Raw genomic sequence first — 22,215 nt, 5'->3', positions numbered from 1 at the left:
TATTTCTTATAATCGAATAACATTTTTACTGTCGCTCACGGTTACCAAGGATAATGTCATGTCCGCCGTAGGATGGGTCGTTACATGATAGTCGAGATTAGTGACTGAGAACTTATTGTTCTGAGACAATATTTTTTTAACAAGATTCATTAGGTTGAAATACTCACCAGAAACAACAACTTCAAACCCATGTCGATAATATTCAGGTAAGGCGTCAGATTGTTCTATATCTTTTACATCAATATCAATTTTTTCAGGTGCTAAAATCGTTACACCAATTATTCGAACATCACTAGAGGTACTTAACAAACTTGTAAGTTCCTTTGCCATTTCTTTCGGTGCTACATAATCGACCAAAGTTTTATCTAGCTTGCGATTAACGTCATCAAGTTGCGCTTTTAGTCGTTCAATATCTTTTTTTACTTGGTCGTTAGGATCGTTTTTTAGCGCTTGTTTAACTTCTTCAATCTGCGCCCGAACATTAGCTAAACTTGCGTTATGTTTTAACAGAGCACTTTGACTTTTATTCAGTACAGCCACTTGAGATTCGATCAGCAATATAAAAACCAAATAAGCCGTTAAAAATACGCCACACCCTGAAATGATTATTTTTTCACGCTGAGAAAGTTCTAAAAACTTGTCACTGTACTCTTGCCATTTCGACATTATTCACGCCCTTCTTCAGGAGTTATTAGTCCAGCTGACGTTGCAGCCTCAAACCCCAACAACTGTTCATCAACTGCCGCAATCCTTAAATGACTAAATTCTCTATCTTTAAATGATTCTGTAGTTTGTAAAAATGTCAGCCAACGTGTAACAGCATTTGAATGTGTGGTGAATCCGTTAAATACCACGTCATTTTCATTAAACATAAAATCTGTTAACCAAATTTCGTGATCATGATGTTCCGTTAAATCTTTCATAACGTGATAAAAATTGACACCCTTGCCGGATTGTTTGTGCATTATTTTGCTTAACAAAATATTCTTAACTTGGTATTCGCGCTCAAATTTTATTTTTTGTGACGTAAATGTTGCGGAATCATTATGCTTGATTAATGCTTGCTGGTAATTGGCAAGTTCCTGCTCAACATAACCTAATTCCATATTCACTTTATCTGCCGCAGTTATCACATCTAAATTCTTCAAATAAATAGAACCGGCCCAACTCAGCATAATCAAAAGTGATGCCGCACTGGCAATAAGCACATTTGTTAACGTAAAATAATTTTTTTGTGGTCTAAGCGAATCTTGGTATAGATTAATCGTTATCTTCATTCTGAAACGTCCTCTTCATGACGTTCGACTACGGTCGACATTGCAGCACCTAATGCCGGGATAAACTTAAGACTCAGTTGTAAATTATTAGCTATTTCATCAAATGAAAAGGGTTTACTTTTAACCGGTAAACTTAAATCTAATGCATCGACAATGGCTTGAATATTGGCGCTGTCTATCGCTATAAATACATTTTTAATCGGGGGCTGCTTTAGCTGACCTTCGTAATAATCAATAGAACGTTGAATTTCAACTGCCACATTATCTGTGCCGCCCATCTGAATTTGCTCTGGCGTCATTGTATTGAGTGCTTCTGCACCACGAATTTTACGAGCAAAACAAATTTGTTGGTTTTTTAATATTAAAATAATGGCATCACTTTTAGCGTGCTGTAAAAAAACTAACTGCGCTGTATTTTCACTTCTTTGCAACTTTGCTACCGCAAATTGTTCAGTGAATATTTCTAGGACATTCGCGCCAGCATCATGAAATGGCTCTAATATTTTTTCTAGGTAGCTTCGCGATGTTGCAATTATTTGTGCTTTTGGTGTTTGCCCAAAAGGTTGCAGCGGCATATCTATATAGTCACACACCATATCAAGAGGCGGAATCGAAATTAAATCTTTAAGCTTCCAGGGCAATGCTTCTTGAATATCTTGCTCAGGCAACTCAGTAATTTCTATCTGGGTACTTTGAGAACGATGACTCGGTAATACGATGGAGATTGACCCAGAGACGATATCATTTTCTTTTATAATGGTTTCTAGTACATTTGGTAGTTGATCTTCAGACGAGTAAGCAACATCAAAATGCTTATTTAAAAGCATTCCTTTTTCGCCTTGTTCCAACATAACAACGCGCACAACTTCTTTATGGATGGCAATCCCAACATGTAGGCCATTCGATTTACGATTTAACAACTTTTGCAAAAAGGCTGGAAGCATTGATTTCATTTATTTTTGTTACTCCGTCATAGCCTTGTAATGTATCCTGTTACGCTATTCAACTTCAACACTAATCATCTATGAATACTGATTTTTTTAATTTTCAACCGGTTACTCCTGTACAACAAGTATCTTATCAACGGAGCGACAAAAAAAAACTTACTTTTTTGGTCAAACGTGATGATTTAATTCACCCCCTTGTTTCTGGCAACAAATGGCGAAAGTTGAAATACAACTTAAATCTAGCACAAAATGCCAATTTTGCAGGGATTGCGAGCTTTGGGGGCGCTTTTTCTAATCATATTGCGGCGCTCTCTGCTCTCGGCCACCAGGCCGAATTTCCAACCATTGGCTTTATTCGAACAGATCACATTGATAGCAAAAACCCAACTTTGCGTTTAGCAAAAGATCGCGGTATGACGCTAATCAAGTTGACGCGACAAGAATACCGTTTACGCAACGACCCCGGCTTCATAACGTCTTTAAAGGTGCAATACCCAGATTATCTATTTGTTCCTGAAGGCGGCAGCAATGAAGCCGCTGGCGCAGGCTTAAAAGAACTGGCGGATGAAATTAGCCAGCAATGTGAATTCGACCGATTTGCTGTAGCCGTAGGTTCCGGCGGTACCGTCAGTGGTTTAATGGACAACTTACCCCATAACGGTATTGGCGTAGCAGTTGTTAGAGACGACACTTTAATAACTAATTTAACCAAGAAATATGGCAATCGATTGACGCTCAAATACAACCCAATAAGTGGTAAATACGGAAAAGTAACCCCAGAACTTGCGGAATTTTGTCTCGATTTTTTTACACAAACAGGTATTCCTGTCGAACCTATTTATACAGGAAAACTATTGTTTAACCTTTGTTTACATCGAGAGTATCTAAATATTCCAGATGACGAGAAAATTTTGGTGATTCATACCGGAGGATTACAAGGGATTAGTGGTTTAATTTATCGCCAGAAAATTTCAGCATCTGATTGGATTTCGGTAATTGAAGCAACGGCGAACTAACATAGTGACCCTGGATCCCAGAAATCCCTAAACGCTGTAACACTCTAATTTCTTCATGTTTTTCTACGCCTACAGCAAACATTGTTAAGGATTTTTGATTGGTAATTGCAAGCAAACTCCGTATAAACATTTGATTTTCTGGGCGGTCATGTATGTTATTGACAATGCTCTGGTGCAATTTGACATAATCCAACTTAATGTAATTTACGTAGCTTGTATCAAGAACGTATAGCCCCACTTGATCGACCATAATTCTGGCATTGTAACGATTTAATGCGGCAAATATTGTGGTTAGCTTTTTAGCATTTTGAGCCAACTCAAACTCAGAAATTTCAAATATTATATGGTCAATTACGTTACGATTAGCTTTAACAAACGATATTAGCCAATTTACAAATTTTCTATTTAACCAACTATCAATGTGAATATTCACCGAGATCATATGAGTTACGTCGGTTTTTAACGTTTCAATTAACAAGGTTAACATTTGCTTGTCGACTTCAGGGATCAAACCACTCTTACGAGCCATAGGTAAAAATACCTGTGCATTAATCAACCCTTGTTTGTCATCCTCCATGCGGACAAACACCTCGAAGTGATGAACATGCCTGTCATAATCGGAAACAGGTTGAAAGTACAATTTAAATTTGTTGTTTGTAATTGCATTTTCGATAGCGGTACGCCACCGCACAGAGCCCTTAATATCGGACTGTGGCAGCGAATCCGTTTCATACACAAACCAGCCTGATGGACCATGTAGCTGAGCTGCACGCAAAGCCATGTCGGCTTCAGCCAAAATTTGAAACGACGAATCTCGCACAGTGAACAAATCCGCTCCAATATGACAGATTGCATTTTTATCATACTTTTCAGGCAGTTCTATTTTTTGTCCCATTCGTAGAATATTCATGGCGACACGTTCAACTTCTTTAATATCAACAAATGGCAATAAAATTGCAAAATCTGAGTGACTAATACGCGATACCAGACTTTGCTGAGTGTCATCCACGTATTGTTTCAAAATTCCGGAGTATTGGGATAGCAGTAAATCAAACTCACCTTCGTCATCTTCGAAGTCGTCGAGTGCGCCAAATTGCACAATTAACACGGCTCCATATGCTTCATCTTCTTGCTGTAATAATGACTCTAATCTTTGTTCAAAATAAAGCCGATTACCTAAACCAGTCGCGTTATCCAAAAAGGTTTGGCTTCTTATTGAATGATCAACTTTATTGCCACCTTGCTGAGCGTCTTGTTTATTTTGATGTAAGGTCCGTACGGTATTTACTAAATTGTAATCCGTATTTTTAACAAAAAAACGAAAGTCGCCACTTTTAGTGTATCGATTCGCCCAAGCTTCCAGTTGCATAAATACATGCCACGCGCCATAAACTTTTCTATGGCTGCTCGCCAAATTAATCATTAATAGAACAAGCAGAACGGAGTTAGCGAGTGCCAACTCAAATAAAATAGCTGCGAGGAGTGATTCGTGAGATAAATAAATGGTGCCGTAATCGGATTCGAACTCTATATTTTCTGGATACCAACTAAAATCCACCGATTTTGTAGCGAGAACTTCGCCATAATCATCGGTTAAACGCCAAGCTAATATCGTGTCAAACAGAGCGGGAGCAGATTTAATTTCGGAAGGTGTTAGGTTAGCTAAAAAGGTACTTTGAGCTTGCACTTGCTCAGCAAGATCGGACTCACCGTCAACGATAATGACAATATTGAATAACAAAAATATCGAGAATACTAATACGATAGCTGAACGCATTAAGCTTCGATAAATAGTCCGTGAAAGTTGCATATCCCTGCGCTAATTATTTTTATTATGCCATTCAATCTAATAGGCTATAACGCGTTTGGCAAGCGTTCTGCTTTAAGAATACAAAAAAAAATATTGTTTAAAGTACCTCAATATTGACATAACACCTTCAGATCCGGACGCCAAATATTGAAGTCCTTCGTACATTAAGATTGAACCCTTTGATTTTTATTAATTTTAATAAAATACCAAATAATTAGACCGGCTATTTATTGTTTTAAATCTATTGATTTTACTGCCTTATCAATCCTAGCAAAGGATGACGAAAGAACTGGAACGTAATTAAAAATTAGCTCTGCGTGGCTTTATTGGATTAATAATTCGAAGGTACTCTTTACGCTTTATACCAGAATCAAAAATTAAGATTGAAGGTCCAATTCATTTTTTTCAACAAAATAAAAAGCCGCTTAGTAGCGGCTTTCAATGTAACTTTTCAACATTCTAAATTTTGTCTTGAATTAGAACGGAATGTCGTCATCAAAGTCCATGCTAGGTTCAGGTGGCGCTGCCGGTGCTTGTTGCGGCTGAAATCCACCTTGTTGAGCTTGACGCTGTTGTGGTTGGAAACCACCTTGTGGAGACTGTTGGTATCCACCTTGCGCCGGAGCTTGTTGTTGCATAGGTTGCTGTGCCTGCTGCTGAGGCTGTTGGGCTTGTTGAGGCGCAGCTTGCTGGAATCCACCAGGTTGCTGTGCTGGCTTTTGGAAGTTCCCCGCTGGTGCGCTTTGACCATCGTTACGACCACCTAACATTTGCATTTGTCCGCCAAAATCAACCACAACTTCTGTGGTGAATTTATCTTGACCAGTCGCTTGATCTTGCCATTTACGCGTTTGAAGTTTCCCTTCAAAGTAAGCCTGTGAGCCTTTACGTAAATATTCGCCTGCAACTTCAGCAAGTTTGCCAAAAACAACAATACGGTGCCATTCAGTTTTTTCCTGCATTTGACCGGTATTTTTGTCTTTCCAACTTTCGTTTGTTGCTAAACTAATATTTGCAACCGCGTTGCCATTCGGCATAAATCTTACTTCAGGATCTGCACCCAAAGTACCAATTAAAATTACTTTATTGACTCCGCGAGCCATAATATTTCTCCTGCAAACTAAATAAATTCACGTATTAATCTGTCGACAGAATCCCTGTCGTAATTAGATTTTTCTACTTTAAGATAAATTCGATGTTCGTCTTCAACTAAGGTCGCTTCCATAACACCTGAGCAATCACTAATGTTATCAATTAATTGTTGCCATTGACCACCGTCAACAGGTTCGATTGGGATTGAAACTCGTTTCGAACTTGCCGGTAATACCATAGAGGATGCGATAATCAGCCATAGTAACGCAAGTACGGCATTTGCCGCAAACAAATAACTGAAGCCAAAATTTTGTACGAGGTAACCGCCTGTTATTCCACCTAAAAAAGCACCAAAAAATTGACTGCTTGAATAGACTCCCATCGCACTGCCTTTTTGTCCAGCTGGCGACAATCGTGCGACATGCGCTGGTAAACTTGCTTCCAAAAAATTGAAACCAATAAAAAATAAAAACAACGTTAAAATAAGCGGCCAAAACGACTGTGTTAAAACCATAGCGCTTAAGGCAATAATTAACATGCCTATAGCTGCTAAAAACATCACTTTTTCTAAAGACTTTTTGGCAGCGATAATGATCATCGGTACCATAAAAACAAATGATAAAAACAACACTGGAAGATAAATTTGCCAATGATTATCAATGGCTAAGCCTGCGTCGGTTAACAACACAGGTAAAGCGATAAACAATGATGTCATCATCATGTGTAATATCAAGACGCCAAAATCAAGTCTAATAAGTTGTGGATGGCATAACATCGAAATTAATCGGCTAGAGGTCGCTGTCACTTCACCGCTGTGCCCACGAGTATAAGAAACAGGGACGATAGTTAACACAATTATAATGCCGACAACCGCCATAATAGCCGTCAGGTTAAAAACACCGGCTAAACCAAATGATTTTGCCACCATAGGGCCTAAAACTAATGCCGCAGCAAAGCTCATGCCGATACACATGCCAATAACAGCCATAACCTTTGGCCTTTGTTCTTCACGAGTAACATCTGATGCTAGCGCCAATACCGCACTGGCAATTGCTCCCATCCCTTGAATTGCTCTACCAAAAGTAACCATTTCAATGCTTTCGGCTAAGCCAGCAATTATACTACCAATGGCAAAGATAATTAGACCCAATACAATTATTCTTCGACGTCCATAACGATCTGAAAGCCAACCCATTGGTATTTGAAAAAGTGCCTGGGTTAAACCATAGGCGCCAATGGCTAAACCAATCCACATAGGCGTTACACCTGACAGTTCTTGTCCATATATGGCTAATATAGGCATTAGCATGAACAAGCCCAACATTCTCATGGAGAATATGAGAGCTAAAGAGACGGCAGCTCTTTTTTCTAAATTATTTAAACGGGTAGACTGCATGTTGTTAACTTAAAAGAATGTTCCAAACTTTGACAGACCGCACAGTATACTGGTAAACCAATATTAAAAAAGGTGTTTGAGGTCTAGTTTTTCGGATAAATCAAACATAACGACTTCAACTACAAAAAAGAATAGTTGAAGTGTGCATGATCAGAAGAACCGAAGGTTGTGTTGATTTACAAGCAACAACCAAATCTTAGCTTAGAGTTGGCTTCGGATCTGCTTGGCTTGAGCAAACCAAATTTCTTTTTCGCCGTTAGACAAAGCTGCATCTAGCTCTCGTTTGGCCTCCGCGGTACGTTCAAGTTTTATAAGTACCTGTGCTAGATGATAACGAATAGTCGCGTTATTAGAATCCATAGCATGGGCACTTCTTAACATTTCGAGTGCGGCATCATAACGTGCTTGGTGATAAAAGCCCCACCCTAACGTGTCTTTAATAGATGCATTTGAATCATTTAAGTCAAACGCTTTACGGGCAAACTCCATGGCAGTTTCCAACGATGAATCCATATTTATCATTGCCATATTATTTAGTAGAAAGGCATCATCTTTATAGTGACCTAAATCCATTAACTTCTGGTATAGCGGTTTTGCCGATTGAAATTTATTCAAGTTCATATAGTGATCGGCTAACAACCTAATACGCCAAACTTGTTTAGGGTACGTGGGGATAGATGCTTTAACCAAGGTCTCAAATTCAGCCGCTTTATAATTTTCTTTGGCGATTTGATACAAATTTAACAATGCTAAATTAAACTCTGGGTTTATTTCTATTGCCTGCCAATAATAGTCAAACGCTTTAGGAGTATCGCGTCTAGTGCTGGCAATATCACCTAATAATAAAAGAACATTAGGTTCGTTTTTCACTTCTTTATACAGTTTTTCCGCTGCTAGCTGAGCTTGTTGTATTTCTTGTTTATCTAACTCAAGTCGAATCGACTCTATATTAACTCTAAGGTTATTAGGAATTAAACTTTTAAGCTTAGCGATAGACTTCCCAGCACCTTCAAAATCGCCGACCTGACGTTGTAACACAGCAACGTCATAAATCATCTTAGGTTTGCCTTCCGCCAATCCATATAATATGCCTAACTGTTTAGCTGCTTCGTCTTTTTTGCCAAGCTTGTCTAATACAGCCACCTGTTTAAACAAATATGGCGGGTTAAACATATATGACGCAGATAACTCTTTAATCACTTTATAGGCCGATTGATATTCTTTTTGCTCAAAGTAAATGTCGTACAACAACTCTTGACTCAACCGTCCTGTTTTTTTGGCCTGAACAGTGACCAACAAAGGTATTGCTTGGTCGAAGTTTTTGTATTCAGCATATATTTGAGCCAACATATATTTAACGTCTGCATGCGTCGAACGCTCTGCATGAAGTTCTTCTAAAATATTTTTTGCAACATCAAAACGACCCAACATCTTGTGGGTTGTTGCTAAGTTAAAGCGAGCTTCAAAAAAATCAGGGCGAGTTTCGAGTAACTTCACAATAATTTTTTGCGCTTCGGCTGCTTTATTTTGCTTAATTAATACCGCAGATTTAAAATTTTGTAGATCAAAATTATCTGGAAATTGCTCAGATAACTTTTCAACAACGTCATATGCTTGAGGAATATCACCGTTTTGCAGGAACATAAGGCCACGAGCTATGTCTAATCGAATATCAGACTTGTCATTTTTAACTCTTTCAATCAGCAACCTAGCCTGTCCAGAACGACCAGATTGGTTGTAAATAGAGACTAAACGCAACGTAACATCGAGTTCATTTGGGTATTCAAGTTCAAGTTTCTCTAACAACATCTCAGCTTCAAATTTTTGACCATTACTTAAATATAAATCGACCAAACGTATGGCTAGTTTCAAATCACTGATCACAGCGGATTCGTGGCGCTCAAGTAGATAAGTTGCTTCGCGAGATTTGTCTTGTTTAAGATAAACGTTAGTCAACATCGAAATAGCGCGTAAATCACCAGGTGCAAGATTTAAGTATTTGCTAAGTTCTTTTGACGCTTGCTCTATATTACCTTGTAAATATGAAGACAAGGCAGTGACAAAAATGAGAGATGGTTTATTAATAAACTCGTCTTCCGGGATCATTGAGGTGGTATTAGACAACGATTCTAACATTGAAGCCGATTGTTCATCTTGTTTTCTAATTGACATCATCCAACTTGAAAGCAACATAATATGTGGGTCTTCAGGGGTTACGGCCAAAATATCATTGATCATTTTTTCGGCGTCATCAATTCTACCCACTTTTATAAATGCAGAGATAATTGAACGTTGAACCACGGGGTCATTATTTACATAATTTAAAGCTTTATTGTACGACTCTATCGCTCCTTGATAGTCGTTTTTTGACATTCTAATTTGGCCTTGAAGGTGGTAGGTACGATGGTCGTTTGGATTGATAATCAGTGAACGTGAAATTAGTTTTTGCGCTTCTTCAATATTCCCCAATGAAGATTCTAAAGACGCTAAGCTATTTAATGCCCGAGTGTCTTTAGCATTCAAAGCAATGGCGTTTTGATAGGACTTACGACTCAATACGGTTAAATCTAGATTTTGGTACGCTATCGCTTTATTGATATAAAGCTCATATGCCGAGCTATCATTTAGCTTGTAACCATCGGCAAACACTAAAACCTCTTTGTAACGTTTGGCAAAGTTTAGTGCCGTGGCGTAATCAGATAATATTAAATTAATGTCGGCTTTATAGGCTAATGATTCTTCAAATTGCTTAATTGCTTCGTTGAAATAGCCACGCCTTAAAAAAATCTTTCCCATTAATATCTTTGCAGGCAAGTTGTCTGGTTGCGCATCTAAGGCATTTTTTAGATAGATAAAGCTGGATTCATATTTCTCTTCATAAAATGCTTGAACAGCTTGCTCATAATAACTATTTGCCGCTTTAGCGGCGAATGAAAATAAAAGTAAAAATGAAATCGATGCAGAAATTAGGGCACGGTGAAACATCGTAGAAGCCTCTGTTGCTTAACTTAGAGAAAGAGAATTAATTTTACTGTAAAAGAAAACAAAAAAGATGGCAAAGGCCATCTTTTTTTATTTTAAACAAAATTTAAATTTAGAAGTTTAATTTAAATTTCGATGATAATTTTTTCTGTCTAACGATAAAGGCTAAACCAAGTGCGAATATTGCAATTGAAGAAGGCTCAGGTACGTCAACTGGTGGTGTACCACCGCCGCCGTTACTTGTTTTTGCCGTTACACCCATCAATTTGAATGCGTCGTAATCACAATTTTCCATCTCGTTGTAAAGTCCGACCAACCAAAAGGTAGAAGAACCAGCATCACTATCCAAAGCATAATAATTACTTGAACCTTGTTTTGAAATAGTAGACATATCAACTTCGCTGTAGATATCATCCCAAGTTGACGTGCCATTTGACATATTGGCTACATCTTGAGAAGAAATTGCAACTGCACCAACATCAAGAATGTTGTTTTGACCATCGCTATACCAACCGACACTAATACCTTCTAAACTTACTGCTTCTGAAAACGACAGCAATACCATGTCTTGGTCAGAATACATTAAACTGCTGCTGTAGTTATCAATTGAATGATCAGGCACAGAGTTTGAATTTTCATCACCGTTCACAACACCCCAACCGTTACTATCACCCCAATAATAAAGATCACCTTGCTCCACTATTTGGTCGTAATACTCTTTACTGTTTGATGCGCTAGTATCACCTTCTGAATCGGACCAACCAGTAACAACAACTTCGACGCCATCACTAGTAAGTGCAATCGATTCTGCATCGTTCCAAGTGCTACTATTAGAGCCAGCTACCCATGTACCATCTGTAGTTATGTTTGATGATTGCAAATCCCAATCGATACTAGTCGATGTTGCTGTAGCATTTGCCGACGCTGTGATCGCCGCGATAATTGCCAATGTTCTTAACATATGTACTTCCTTCAACTCTACTAAAACCGAGTTTAAATTAATTTCGTCTACACTGGTAAAGCAATATACAAGCCAACATTTAAATTATTGTTTTACAACAACTTTAATGGTCAACCAATTTGAACTGTAAAAAATATAGACACTTAAATTTTTAGCCATTTTAACCTAATGGCTAAAATTGTCATTAACTAGTTACTTATTTTACAGTCACTATACAAAAGCTCGACGGTCTTTCCTATTTAAGTTTAAGAAAACGAGCATTGTTATTAAATTATTCACCAAATGATGGCATACTGACCGGTCAAATTATGAGGTTATGACGGTAATATGGATAAAATAGAAGTTAGGGGTGCGAGAACCCACAATCTAAAAGATGTTTCTTTAACGATTCCACGCGACAAACTCATTGTCATCACTGGACTATCCGGTTCAGGAAAATCATCTCTAGCTTTTGATACATTGTATGCCGAGGGCCAACGACGTTACGTTGAGTCTTTATCAGCCTATGCTCGTCAGTTTTTGTCATTAATGGAAAAGCCTGACGTTGATCATATAGAAGGCCTTAGTCCAGCAATATCAATTGAACAAAAATCAACGTCTCATAACCCACGCTCAACCGTAGGTACAATTACCGAAATTTACGACTACCTAAGACTGCTCTTTGCACGCATAGGGACGCCAACATGTCCTACTCACGGCGAAAAACTAGAAGCACAAACCGTTTCGCAAATGGTCGACCGCATTCTAGCGTTGCCTGAAGGCAGCAAAATCATGCTGTTAGCTCCTATTGTTAGAGACCGTAAGGGTGAGCACGTTAAGACACTAGAAAACTTAGCGGCTCAAGGCTTTATTCGTGCGCGTATCGACGGTGAAGTATGTGACTTATCCGATCCTCCAGATTTAGAACTTCACAAAAAGCATACCATTGAGGTCGTTGTAGACCGTTTAAAAGTCCGCGACGATATTCAACAACGCCTTGCCGAGTCGATAGAAACGTGTTTAGAACTCAGTAGTGGCAATGTCCAAGTCGCTTACATGGATGAAGATAAAGAAGAGCTCACATTTAGCGCAAACTTTGCTTGCCCTAAATGTGGCTACTCCATGCAAGAATTAGAACCTCGGATGTTCTCGTTTAATAACCCTGCTGGGGCATGTTCAAGCTGTGATGGACTTGGTGTTAAGCAGTTTTTCGACCAAGAAAAAGTCGTTATTAATAGTGAACTAAGTCTAATAGGCGGTGCAATACGCGGTTGGGATAAACGTAACTTCTACTATTTCCAAATGCTTAAGTCACTTGCTGACCACTACAAAATCGACTTGTCATTACCATTTTCAGAATTGTCAGACGACCATCGCCACGTGATCTTAAATGGCAGTGGCCAACAGCCAATCGAATTTAAATATATGAACGACAGAGGCGATGTAGTTGTTAGAAATCATCCTTTTGAAGGCATATTAACTAATATGGAAAGGCGTTATCGCGAAACAGAATCTAATTCTGTGCGTGAAGAACTTACTAAGTATATTAGTACTCAGCATTGCCCTTCATGTGATGGTAGCCGACTTCGTGAAGAAGCGAGAAATGTCTTTGTTACTGGCGTTAACTTGCCAACAATTTCAGATATGTCGATTGGTGAAGCGAGCGAGTTTTTCCAAAACATGGAACTGACTGGCCAAAAAGCCCAAATCGCTGAAAAAATCCTAAAAGAGATCTGCCAACGACTCGGGTTTCTAGTCAATGTTGGACTCAATTATTTATCTATTTCGAGAAGCGCAGAGACCCTGTCAGGCGGTGAAGCTCAGCGAATAAGACTCGCCAGTCAAATAGGTGCTGGCTTAGTGGGCGTCATGTATGTACTTGATGAACCTTCCATAGGTTTGCATCAACGAGACAACGATCGTCTATTGCAAACTTTAGTGCACTTAAGAGACTTAGGAAACACAGTAATTGTTGTAGAACACGATGAAGACGCCATTCGAGCAGCTGACCATGTTATCGACATCGGCCCAGGCGCTGGAGTTCACGGTGGCGAAATCATCGCCCAGGGTACGCCTGATGAAGTTGAAAACACACCGGGTTCATTAACGGGTGAATACCTTTCTGGCGCTCGGGAAATCGCAGTCCCTAAAACCAGAACGCCAATCGACCGCAAAAAGATGTTGACGCTATCCGGTGCGACTGGCAACAACTTAAAAGATGTGACGATAGAAATCCCTCTCGGCTTAATGACTTGTGTAACGGGTGTGTCAGGTTCAGGTAAATCAACGTTAATAAATAGTACGTTATACCCAATTGCGCATCGTGAACTCAATAACGCAACTACCTCTGAACCAAGTCCGTATCGCGATATTACAGGTATGGATCAGCTAGACAAAGTCATCGACATTGACCAAAGTCCAATTGGTCGAACACCAAGATCTAATCCAGCAACATACACTGGTATTTTTACCAATATACGTGACATGTTTGCCGGTACGCAGGAAGCACGCTCCCGCGGTTACAAAGCGGGTCGCTTTAGTTTCAATGTTAAAGGTGGTCGTTGTGAAGCCTGTCAGGGTGACGGCATGATCAAAGTGGAAATGCATTTTTTACCGGATGTGTATGTACCTTGTGATGTTTGTAAAAGCCAACGTTATAACCGTGAAACCCTGGAAGTAACTTACAAAAACAAAAATATTCATCAAGTTCTCGATATGACGGTTGAAGACGCCAGAGAATTTTTCGATGCGATCCCAGCGATTTCGAGAAAACTGCAAACACTTATGGACGTTGGTTTAAGCTACATCCGTTTAGGTCAGTCAGCGACAACATTATCTGGTGGTGAAGCCCAACGAGTGAAACTCGCAAAAGAGTTGTCCAAAAGAGATACAGGTCAAACGCTGTATATTCTTGATGAACCTACAACTGGCTTGCACTTTTACGATATTGAGCAACTACTAACCGTCTTGCATCGTCTGCGGGATCACGGTAATACACTGGTGATTATCGAGCACAATTTGGATGTTGTGAAAACAGCGGACTGGATTGTCGATTTGGGTCCTGAAGGGGGTTCAGGTGGCGGTGAGATTTTGGTCGCCGGTACGCCTGAAGAAGTATGTGAAAATACAACCTCTCATACAGCTAAATACTTAAAAGAACTTTTGGTTGGCAAAACCATATAAGTTTCTGGTTTTAAGCAAACAAAAAGGGTTAATTAACAATTAACCCTTTTTTGTTATTTTTGTCCCATCCTAAAATGTGCTCACACGTCTTCGTCGGGACAATTAATAGTTATAATATGGTCTGAACTTGTCACTACGGTTCGACGTCCGGCTGTTGTCCAAGTAAAAATGTCTCTAATTGCTCAGCGGGCATCGGCTTCGCGTGGAAATAGCCTTGAGAAACATCACAATTTAAATTACGAATAAAGTCCAACTGGAATTGTGTCTCAATCCCTTCTGCGACAGTTTCTTTACCTAACTTTTGACTTAGTGTGATAACAGTCTCAGCAATAATGCCATCGCCACCCTCGCCGATATCTTTAATAAACTCTCTATCAACTTTAATTCTATCCAACGGCAACTGTTGTAAATAACTTAGCGACGAAAATCCTGTTCCAAAATCGTCGATCGCAATCGCAAACTTATTCTTTTTAAGCTCTTCAAGCGCAATGATCACCAGTTTTGGATCATCCATAACAACACTTTCGGTGATCTCTAATTCAATTTGCTCTGGGTCAACGTCGTATTTTTTGGCGGTCTCAATGACGTTTTGAACAAAATTAGAATTACGGAATTGAGGCATCGATATATTCACCGCAACACGCAATCCAGTAAGCCCGAGTTGCTCAAGTTTTTTAACTTGCTCACAAGACTGTTCTAGCACCCACATACCTAATTCAACGATAAGGCCGGAATATTCAGCGAGTGGAATAAAAATCAGTGGTGAAATAAATCCACCATCGCTATTTGGCCAACGTAATAACGCCTCCATGCCATCAAATCGGCCAGTTTTAACATTTAATTGCGGTTGATACCAAACCTGTAATTTACCGTGATTAAAGTCATTAACTAAACTGCGGATCATACCGAGTCGCCAACTTGTTTCATCTTCCATTTCGGTTTCATAAAACCGATACCGAGATTGAGTGTCTTTTTTCGCTTTGTTTAGTGCAATGTTTGTATGTTTTAGTACCGATAAACCATTTTTTCCGCCATTCAATTTATCGCAAATCCCCAAAGTCGCATTGATAGGGATTAGATGCTCTTCGGCTTGAAAAGATTGATTAAACAGGGGCAAAACAACATTGGTATCTAATGTTTTTGTAGTTCCAATAAATCCAAATATATCGGCCCCGATCCGTGCAATAGTCACACTTGGGTCCAATGAATTTTTTAATCGCTCTGTCACACATAATAACAAGGCGTTGCCCGCCTCTTGACCAAGTCCATCATTGATATCAGAAAAGTGGTCAATATCTAGCAACATCACCCTATCCCCTGACAACCTGTTTTTTGTGTACAGATCGAGCAATTGGATAAAACGCGAGCGGTTTGCTAAGCCCGTTAATCGATCTTGGTAAGCGACCTGACTAACTTGTTTAATGAGAATAGAGTTGTCTAACGACGAACCAACGTTTGCACAATAGGTTTGCAGTAAAGCCGCTGATATTGTTTCAACAATCGAGTTATTTAAAACCAAAATAGCCGTGCAGGACTTCGCTTCGATATAAATAATTTCAATATCATCTTCAAAAACGTGACCGCTGGTTTTAATTGCTTTGCTAATTAAATGAACCACATTTTCACTCATGACACATTCAAAGCGCATATCTGTATATTGTTGGTAAGCACCAATTCCACGATTGACCCAAAAACCATCCTCCGGCACAAACTTTTTGTCTTTTGAATAGTTTAATAACAGTGCTGCGTCGGTTCCGCCGGCAAACAACTTATTTGAATTACCAACAAGTAAGTCGGTAAATTCTTGAAACTGCTCTGTGGATATTAACTCTTGATTTAGCGTGTTAATTTGTTCTAAAAAGTTTCTGGATTGGCTTATGACTGATAATTGCTGAAAAGACCGTATAGCAGAGAAAACAGACGTTAAAAGCTTATTTCGCGTAAGCTCAGTCTTGGTTTTGTAATCGTTAATATCGTATTCCATGATCACGCTCTCTTCTGGAGCATAACCCGGTTGTCCTGTTCGTAGAATAATTCTGACATCCGTCAGTTTTAAATTTTCTCGAATTTTTCTGACAGCCATTAATCCAGCATCGTCAGATTCCATAACCACATCAAGTAAAATAACAGCGATATCTTTTACAGTTGTGAGAATGTCTAATGCCTCTTTTCCTGAATACGCATGTAAAAATTCCAATCGGCAATTGCCAACTAAGGTATTGGCTAAAGCCAATTCAGTTATTTTATGGATCTCAGGTTCGTCATCAACAATTAATATTTTCCATGAGCCTGTAACTTTAGCTTCATCCGCAAAGTCTGGTTCATTTTCGTTGTCAGCGAAAATAAATGTATCGTCTTCTACCATATTGGTTGCATGTCTATTCACGAATGTCCTATTCCATTTCCCAAACCCGTAAGTAAAAAATTACTTGTTATAACAAGTGTAGATAGTATTTTTAATTAAAACCATCCTAAATTAAATTTTATCTTTTTGACATTGTATTAAATTTTCTTAACTATAAGTGAAACTTTGTTAAAGGAATATCATGGCTAACCAAGCGTTGCATCCAAGTCGCACTAAATACCTTGCGTTGTTAAAACAAACAACCGGGATCGAATTTGCACTTGTGCCTGAAGCTGAACCGCAGCTAGAGCATAAAGCAATCCGTACAACCAATGCGGGCGACCAAATTTATATTAAAAATCCAGAGTCCAATTTGTTGCAACGCGGGCACAAACGTGAGCAAATTCTGCTCTCTCGTCAACAAAATAATCTAGAGCAAATTTTTAGTTTGGCACTTGAGTATGTCAATCAAGATGCCCAATTTGAACGCTTAGACTTAGATTGGTTAATGAAATTTACTGAATTTGCAAAGTCGAGTTTTTCTTCAACCAAACAAGAGCTGTGGGCGAAAATTTTGGCTGTAGAGTTAAGTCAGGTCGGTACTTTTTCATTCCGTAGTCTTAAAACACTTTCTGAGATCAGCAGTAATGAGGCAATGACATTTTATCGTTCGGTGTCTTTAGCGTGTCGTATTGGGGAGGAAAAAGGCGCTAAAATTTTAACTGGAATTTATAAAAAACCAACGTTGATGTCGATATTTAGCGGTTCTAATCGAATGGTGATAAACCTCAACAAATTTGGACTTTCGTATCCCCAATTAATGACGCTCGGTGAGTTGGGCTTGCTTTATACTCAAGAGATTGAGTCTGCACCATATTCATTTAACGACAAAATCCAGTTAAATTACCATGGCCAATCTATTGGTATGACAATACAGCAAAAAGAAGTGATATTTACCTATTACAAATTTACCCAAACGGGCTATGAATTAAGTAAATTAGTCGCCTCAGACAAAGATAACAACTATCTAAAAACCTTGATTTCAGATTTCAGAGGGCTAGTTGATTTTCAATCTGAGGTTAATGTTAAAAGCTAGATTCGAGTGAGACAAATACAGAATTCCATTCTGCTTTTGCTACGATTCCGTCTTCATATTGATAAGATATCTGTTGGTCTTTATAACCGATATAGACGGTAATGGCTGCCAACATATTTTCTGAAAATTGATAGCCAATCGCTGTTTCGTAATCATGGTTTTTATCTCCTGTTTGATATTCAAAATAGGAGAACAAACCCATTAACGGCAAACTACTTGTCAATTTAGCATAAAATAAAGGTTCAATTGAGGACACGCTCGTTTGGGAGTTAGCACCGGAATTTACGTCTGCAACCTGATATTCCGTATCTTGAAATCGAAAATTGACGCCCAAATCAAAGCTCAATATGTCTCTGTCGACAATTTCATAATAAGAAATAAAATCGACAATTTCATATTCGCCGCCATAGTTCAATTCACTTGCAATACTATATAGTTGGCCGCCCAAACGATACGTTTGATCGAGTAACGCGATGTCTTCAAAATCAAATTTTGAGTAACCCATCTTCACATTTGGAATTAAAAATATCGGATGTTCTATGCTACCGTAAATTCGGATTTGGTTTTGTGAATCGCTACTCCAACTCAAAACGGCATCATCAGCTTCGCCAACGTAACCCGTATTATCCGCCTGCCAATGTTGTAGCCCAAATTTAACACCCAAGGTATCAGCAAATGCACCACAACTTGCCATCATCAATAAAATTGCTAGCCATTTGCTGTTCATTGGTTACCCCTGTATCAACAACTTGTTCAAATCAATGATCGCGGCATTTGCCCGGGAAATATAATTGGCCATTACTAATGAATGATTGGCTAATAAACCAAAACCGCTGCCGTTCAAAACCATCGGACTCCATATGGCTTCTTGACTCGACTCTAATTCCCGAATGATTTGTTTAAGGCTTGTCGTTGCACCTTTTTTTCGTAGTGTTTCGGCAAAATCAACTTCTATGGCTTTCAAAAAATGTAATAAAGCCCAACTTGCGCCTCGCGTTTCATAAAACACATCATCTATTTTCCACCAACTGGTTTTCACTTGCATAGTCGAAGGCGCAGATGTTGACTGTTTTGCAGACTGTTCACCGGCTAAGTCGGTATTTGAACGCTCCTGGCCTACACTTGCACTGAGTCGTTGACTCAAACTACCTAAGCGTTTTTCAACTTCATTAAGCCACTCTCTTAGATTATCTGCCCGGGCATAAAACTGCGCGGTATTCTGACTTTTATCAGCAAGTGAGTTTCGGTAACTAATAAGGGCTTCAACTGCTTTTCCATATTCCGACTCAGCACTTGGCCACGCCCAAGATCTATGGTCTATATTAAACTGCGGTTGTGCAATTTTAAGATATGGGTTTTCTAGAGACTGTGACTGAGAGCGACTAAAATCTTTACGCAATGACAAGGCCAGATCACGAACCATTTCCAATGCACCAAATTCGAACGCTGGCATATTATCCAGCATGACACTTGGCGGCATGATGTCATTAGACAAGTACCCACCTGGTTTATGTAAAAGCGTGTTCGTCACTTCGATTAATGTATGCGTTGTTGTAAAACCGGTTACAACCTCAACATTAAGTTTTTTGGCCTCTTCAACTGCGCGATGTTGCACGTTAAATACGTCGGGCATAAAACTCCAATACTGTGCTAACACTAACATTAGCAACGAGACAGTCCCGACAGCGGTCGCTATCCATTTATACATAAAATTCGCCTTTTTAGTGTTTATGTTCGTCAAGTATCGACTTTACCGAAAACGTAATTTGAAACTTTCGACCTGAACTGGTGGTAAATTCAACGTCTACTTTCGAACCGGCTTTTGGATAATTAGTTAAGTTTATAAACATTAAGTGCATTCCACCGCTTTCAAATTTAATTGAGTCATTAGCAGGAAGCAGGATTTGATCCACTTTTACCATTCGCATGTTGTCGCCATTCATAATGTGGTTATGAAACTCGACTCTTTCGGATATTGTGGAGCTTGCATTAATCAAATATTCATCTGTATCAGAGCTATTGGTTAATGAAAAGAATCCTGCTGTGCTTGGCATCCCAGGAATCGCGGCTCTAATTACAGGTTCAACCATAACTAAGTGATGACCAAAGCTAATATTACTCCAAAGAATTGCCGCACTAAGTGCCACAATTTTCCATATTTTTAACGACATACAAACCTCCAATAATGAGATTTGTCTATCTTACCCGATCCAAATTTAATTTGGACCTCATTTATTATATGCAGGTTCATTTGAGTCAGAAAAAATCCAATACAACACCATTGCGACCAAAATTATTGGCCAGAAAAATGACACTCCAACAAATAGCATAGTTGCACAAACCAAGCCCGCAAAGAAAATCACAGCACTGAATACACTTATAAATAAAACTAACACTAAAGCGGCGGCAAAAAAGACCACGCCAACTATCAACGCATTTGAGATTAGCCAGTCAAATCCTTCAATATCACCACTGTAAGTAATATGGCCATTGCTAAATGGGCTCATATGCCAAAATATACTCAATGCTAAAAATACCAAAATTACTTTCATTAATGATTTCATGACTATGGCCTCCTAATAACGTTTTGTTGGCATCAAAATAACCGCCAACAAATAACCAAAGATTGCAGCTGCGGGGAAAAACAAACCAAACCCAATTGTTGCCGCCCGAACTAACCACGTCGGTTGACCATAATGTGCAGCGATTCCCGCACATACACCCGACAATTTACGATTTAAATAATCTTTCGCCAAAGGTTTACCTAGATATTCTGATTTCATGATATTTCTCCGATAATTGGAGCGACTTTTAGTTGGTCGCTCACCAATAAATAGTTAATTTTAAGATTAGCCGTTTGCAACTTTTGCTTTAAGTTCTTGTAATTCAGTTTCTACTTTTGAGTCCGCTTCAAGTTTTCTAAATTGCTCTTCAAGTGACGGATTAGAAGTAACATCGTAAGCTTCCACTTGGCTTTCTAGGTTTTCAATTTTCTGATGTAACTGCTCGTAACGTTGGCTGACACTTTCTAGCTTACTGCTGTCTATTTGACGACGTGTATGCAATTGAACGACTGCTGCTTGTTCACGTTTCATTAGTGTGTTTTGTTTCTGTTTTGCTTCTGACAATTTAGTCTGTAACGAAGAAGCGTCGTTAGTAATGGCGGCAAGGCTTGTTTCAACAACATTTAGCTGCGCTTGAATTTCTGAAATTTCATTTTCACATTCAGATTTAGCAATGAGTGCCTGGCGTGCAAGATCTTCACGCTCTTTATTTACCGCAAGTTCGGCTTTGTGATGCCAGTCTGTGCTTTGAGAAGTTAACTTAGTGATTTTACGTTCCATCACTTTTTTCTCTGCAATAAACTGCGCTGCCTGACAACGTATATCAACCAATGCTTCTTCCATTTCCTGGATGATCATACGTAACATCTTTTCAGGTTTTTCTGCACTATCTAATGCTGAATTTAAGTTTGAATTTACTATGTCTACAAATCGAGTGATAACGCCCATGACGGCCTCCTATTGATACTCAAATATTCTGCTAAGCAGTTTTTGTTTTGTGTTTTTAACAATTTATTTGTTTAACTACTCTGTTCTTATTCCAATCATCGTGCCAACACATAAGTTATTGTTTTTATTTATTATTTAAAGAATCCTCCTATTATCACAATTTTAACAACTGCATATAGTGGCTAAATTAACCACCTATATAGCGCAATTGACCAACACATTTATTGCAAAGAACTGAGGCATTTTTACGTTAATAAAGTGTGATTAACGTTTTATAAACCTGCGGCAAACAATTGGATAATATGCTCCGCAAATTTATCGCGAAAACAGACCTTCCTCTGGAAATAAATGGTTAGGTAGACCAGCTCTAACGATGGATCAAAAATATGCGAAACAGCGGAAATGGATATTACAAGTAGAGGCGCTAAGTTGTTGATCAGCCGCTAATAGGTGGGGATAGTCGACCGAAATCGATAACTTAATAAGACATTAAATAATACTAATCCTAATAATTAACTAGGGTTGATTTCGTACGCTATAGAATTTTGGATTTTTGGATTTTTGGATTTTTGGATTTTTGGATTTTTGGATTTTTGGATTTTTGGATTTTTGGATTTTTG

Annotated in this window: 18 protein-coding genes; 3 read left to right on the top strand and 15 right to left on the bottom strand. The window is 38.8% G+C overall.

The features are described from left to right. Window positions 1-6: 6 nt before the first annotated feature. From gspM to Q4575_RS01765, 3 genes are read right to left on the bottom strand one after another with little or no spacing between them, the layout of a single operon-like run. The gene (gene gspM, locus Q4575_RS01775) at window positions 7-666 is read right to left on the bottom strand and encodes a type II secretion system protein GspM (RefSeq protein WP_215963231.1); all 660 of its coding nucleotides are present in this window, start codon (window positions 664-666) and stop codon (window positions 7-9) included. Further along, window positions 666-1,277, bottom strand: a complete 612-nt coding sequence (locus Q4575_RS01770; RefSeq protein ID WP_303521146.1) for a PilN domain-containing protein — start codon at window positions 1,275-1,277, stop codon at window positions 666-668. The genes gspM and Q4575_RS01770 overlap by 1 nt, the downstream gene beginning before the upstream one ends. Beyond that, a complete protein-coding gene (locus tag Q4575_RS01765) occupies window positions 1,274-2,230 on the bottom strand; it encodes a hypothetical protein (protein ID WP_303521145.1) in 957 nt (318 codons plus the stop codon). Before Q4575_RS01765 ends, Q4575_RS01770 begins: the two co-directional genes overlap by 4 nt. A gap of 71 nt (window positions 2,231-2,301) precedes the next feature. Between Q4575_RS01765 and Q4575_RS01760 the strand changes: the two genes are divergently transcribed. Further along, window positions 2,302-3,240, top strand: coding sequence for a 1-aminocyclopropane-1-carboxylate deaminase/D-cysteine desulfhydrase (locus Q4575_RS01760; RefSeq protein WP_303521144.1), 939 nt, complete (start codon window positions 2,302-2,304; stop codon window positions 3,238-3,240). Here Q4575_RS01760 and Q4575_RS01755 read toward each other — a convergent pair. The 5 genes from Q4575_RS01755 to xdp1 all read right to left on the bottom strand — a co-directional run bounded on the left by Q4575_RS01755 (window position 3,167) and on the right by xdp1 (window position 11,481). Then, window positions 3,167-5,050, bottom strand: a complete 1,884-nt coding sequence (locus Q4575_RS01755) for an EAL domain-containing protein (protein WP_303521143.1) — start codon at window positions 5,048-5,050, stop codon at window positions 3,167-3,169. The genes Q4575_RS01760 and Q4575_RS01755 overlap by 74 nt on opposite strands. 476 nt (window positions 5,051-5,526) lie before the next feature. After that, window positions 5,527-6,153, bottom strand: coding sequence for a single-stranded DNA-binding protein (gene ssb / locus Q4575_RS01750; protein WP_252736739.1), 627 nt, complete (start codon window positions 6,151-6,153; stop codon window positions 5,527-5,529). 17 nt (window positions 6,154-6,170) lie between these two features. After that, window positions 6,171-7,538 carry an MFS transporter gene (locus Q4575_RS01745; RefSeq protein WP_303521142.1) on the bottom strand — a complete coding sequence of 456 codons (1,368 nt, stop codon included), beginning with the start codon at window positions 7,536-7,538 and terminating at the stop codon, window positions 6,171-6,173. A 201-nt stretch (window positions 7,539-7,739) separates the two neighbouring features. Continuing rightward, a complete protein-coding gene (gene prsT / locus Q4575_RS01740; RefSeq protein WP_215963225.1) occupies window positions 7,740-10,523 on the bottom strand; it encodes an XrtA/PEP-CTERM system TPR-repeat protein PrsT in 2,784 nt (927 codons plus the stop codon). A 109-nt stretch (window positions 10,524-10,632) separates the two neighbouring features. After that, on the bottom strand, window positions 10,633-11,481 hold the full coding sequence (gene xdp1 / locus Q4575_RS01735) for an exosortase-dependent surface protein XDP1 (RefSeq protein ID WP_303521141.1): 849 nt from the start codon (window positions 11,479-11,481) through the stop codon (window positions 10,633-10,635). A 327-nt stretch (window positions 11,482-11,808) separates the two neighbouring features. Between xdp1 and uvrA the strand changes: the two genes are divergently transcribed. Beyond that, entirely contained in the window at window positions 11,809-14,643 is a 2,835-nt protein-coding gene (uvrA, locus tag Q4575_RS01730) for an excinuclease ABC subunit UvrA (protein ID WP_215963223.1), read from the top strand. A 133-nt stretch (window positions 14,644-14,776) separates the two neighbouring features. Here the strand turns inward: uvrA and Q4575_RS01725 are convergent, their stop codons facing one another. Then, window positions 14,777-17,029, bottom strand: a complete 2,253-nt coding sequence (locus tag Q4575_RS01725; protein ID WP_303521140.1) for an EAL domain-containing protein — start codon at window positions 17,027-17,029, stop codon at window positions 14,777-14,779. 160 nt (window positions 17,030-17,189) lie between these two features. Here Q4575_RS01725 and Q4575_RS01720 point away from each other — a divergent pair, with 160 nt between their 5' ends. Next, a complete protein-coding gene (locus Q4575_RS01720) occupies window positions 17,190-18,083 on the top strand; it encodes a TIGR03899 family protein (protein WP_215963221.1) in 894 nt (297 codons plus the stop codon). On the opposite strand, the gene Q4575_RS01715 is transcribed toward Q4575_RS01720, so the two are convergent. The 6 genes from Q4575_RS01715 to pspA form a co-directional block, all read right to left on the bottom strand. After that, on the bottom strand, window positions 18,073-18,810 hold the full coding sequence (locus Q4575_RS01715) for a TIGR04219 family outer membrane beta-barrel protein (RefSeq protein WP_303521139.1): 738 nt from the start codon (window positions 18,808-18,810) through the stop codon (window positions 18,073-18,075). The genes Q4575_RS01720 and Q4575_RS01715 overlap by 11 nt on opposite strands. 3 nt (window positions 18,811-18,813) lie before the next feature. Next, window positions 18,814-19,791 carry a DUF2333 family protein gene (locus Q4575_RS01710; protein ID WP_215963219.1) on the bottom strand — a complete coding sequence of 326 codons (978 nt, stop codon included), beginning with the start codon at window positions 19,789-19,791 and terminating at the stop codon, window positions 18,814-18,816. 13 nt (window positions 19,792-19,804) lie between these two features. Then, window positions 19,805-20,254, bottom strand: coding sequence for a copper chaperone PCu(A)C (locus tag Q4575_RS01705; RefSeq protein ID WP_215963218.1), 450 nt, complete (start codon window positions 20,252-20,254; stop codon window positions 19,805-19,807). A gap of 57 nt (window positions 20,255-20,311) precedes the next feature. After that, entirely contained in the window at window positions 20,312-20,647 is a 336-nt protein-coding gene (locus tag Q4575_RS01700) for a hypothetical protein (RefSeq protein WP_303521138.1), read from the bottom strand. A gap of 12 nt (window positions 20,648-20,659) precedes the next feature. After that, a complete protein-coding gene (locus Q4575_RS01695; RefSeq protein WP_215963216.1) occupies window positions 20,660-20,866 on the bottom strand; it encodes a PspC domain-containing protein in 207 nt (68 codons plus the stop codon). Window positions 20,867-20,932: 66 nt separating this feature from the next. Beyond that, complete coding sequence (gene pspA, locus Q4575_RS01690) at window positions 20,933-21,595, bottom strand: phage shock protein PspA (RefSeq protein ID WP_303521137.1); 663 nt, start codon at window positions 21,593-21,595, stop codon at window positions 20,933-20,935. Between the last annotated feature and the right edge of the window lie 620 nt (window positions 21,596-22,215).

This window comes from Psychrosphaera sp. 1_MG-2023 (assembly GCF_030548245.1).
Taxonomy (GTDB): Bacteria; Pseudomonadota; Gammaproteobacteria; order Enterobacterales; family Alteromonadaceae; genus Psychrosphaera; species Psychrosphaera algicola.
Note: the sequence above shows the minus strand (reverse complement) of the source record. Positions and strands in the feature narration are given on the sequence as shown.

Excerpts from the sequence above, each read along its gene's own strand:
- gspM (WP_215963231.1), bottom strand. The coding sequence starts at position 666 with ATGTCGAAATGGCAAGAGTACAGTGACAAGTTTTTAGAACTTTCTCAG.
- Q4575_RS01770 (WP_303521146.1), bottom strand. The coding sequence starts at position 1,277 with ATGAAGATAACGATTAATCTATACCAAGATTCGCTTAGACCACAAAAA.
- Q4575_RS01765 (WP_303521145.1), bottom strand. The coding sequence starts at position 2,230 with ATGAAATCAATGCTTCCAGCCTTTTTGCAAAAGTTGTTAAATCGTAAA.
- Q4575_RS01760 (WP_303521144.1), top strand. The coding sequence starts at position 2,302 with ATGAATACTGATTTTTTTAATTTTCAACCGGTTACTCCTGTACAACAA.
- Q4575_RS01755 (WP_303521143.1), bottom strand. The coding sequence starts at position 5,050 with ATGCAACTTTCACGGACTATTTATCGAAGCTTAATGCGTTCAGCTATC.
- ssb (WP_252736739.1), bottom strand. The coding sequence starts at position 6,153 with ATGGCTCGCGGAGTCAATAAAGTAATTTTAATTGGTACTTTGGGTGCA.
- Q4575_RS01745 (WP_303521142.1), bottom strand. The coding sequence starts at position 7,538 with ATGCAGTCTACCCGTTTAAATAATTTAGAAAAAAGAGCTGCCGTCTCT.
- prsT (WP_215963225.1), bottom strand. The coding sequence starts at position 10,523 with ATGTTTCACCGTGCCCTAATTTCTGCATCGATTTCATTTTTACTTTTA.
- xdp1 (WP_303521141.1), bottom strand. The coding sequence starts at position 11,481 with ATGTTAAGAACATTGGCAATTATCGCGGCGATCACAGCGTCGGCAAAT.
- uvrA (WP_215963223.1), top strand. The coding sequence starts at position 11,809 with ATGGATAAAATAGAAGTTAGGGGTGCGAGAACCCACAATCTAAAAGAT.
- Q4575_RS01720 (WP_215963221.1), top strand. The coding sequence starts at position 17,190 with ATGGCTAACCAAGCGTTGCATCCAAGTCGCACTAAATACCTTGCGTTG.
- Q4575_RS01715 (WP_303521139.1), bottom strand. The coding sequence starts at position 18,810 with ATGAACAGCAAATGGCTAGCAATTTTATTGATGATGGCAAGTTGTGGT.
- Q4575_RS01710 (WP_215963219.1), bottom strand. The coding sequence starts at position 19,791 with ATGTATAAATGGATAGCGACCGCTGTCGGGACTGTCTCGTTGCTAATG.
- Q4575_RS01705 (WP_215963218.1), bottom strand. The coding sequence starts at position 20,254 with ATGTCGTTAAAAATATGGAAAATTGTGGCACTTAGTGCGGCAATTCTT.
- Q4575_RS01700 (WP_303521138.1), bottom strand. The coding sequence starts at position 20,647 with ATGAAATCATTAATGAAAGTAATTTTGGTATTTTTAGCATTGAGTATA.
- Q4575_RS01695 (WP_215963216.1), bottom strand. The coding sequence starts at position 20,866 with ATGAAATCAGAATATCTAGGTAAACCTTTGGCGAAAGATTATTTAAAT.
- pspA (WP_303521137.1), bottom strand. The coding sequence starts at position 21,595 with ATGGGCGTTATCACTCGATTTGTAGACATAGTAAATTCAAACTTAAAT.